This is a genomic window from Paenibacillus sp. sgz302115 (genome assembly GCF_056120445.1).
Genome location: NZ_JBVYOK010000071.1, coordinates 1 through 396 on the forward strand (window position 1 = coordinate 1; position 396 = coordinate 396).

The 396-nt window shown below is 45.5% G+C and carries 1 rRNA gene; it reads right to left on the reverse strand.

The window, feature by feature from the left end:
• A 23S ribosomal RNA gene (locus AC0LWN_RS32700) occupies window positions 1-115 on the reverse strand; the annotation flags it as partial.
• Window positions 116-396 lie beyond the last annotated feature (281 nt).

A 396-nucleotide genomic window follows, 5' to 3' on the forward strand; every position in this document is an offset into this window, starting at 1 on the left:
GACACCCCCGGATCAAAGCTTGCTTACAGCTCCCCGAGGCAGTTTCGTTGTTCGCCACGTCCTTCGTCGGCTCCTGGCGCCTAGGCATCCTCCGTGTGCTCTTATTAGCTTAACCTCGATTTTTCCGCTAGGAAAATATCGTACAGCTAATAACTATTTTAACTTGTTGACACAAGTTTTAGCTAAAAGATGTTCTAAAACGCATTTTCGTTTCGGTATCCAGTTTTCAAGGATCAAGTTGTAACTGAGAGCTTCAACTCTCAAAACTGAGCAACGAGTGAGCCACTAACCGACCTGGTTAGATTTAAGATTTGAATGTCTTCGTTTCAGAAGACGATTCTCCATAGAAAGGAGGTGATCCAGCCGCACCTTCCGATACGGCTACCTTGTTACGAC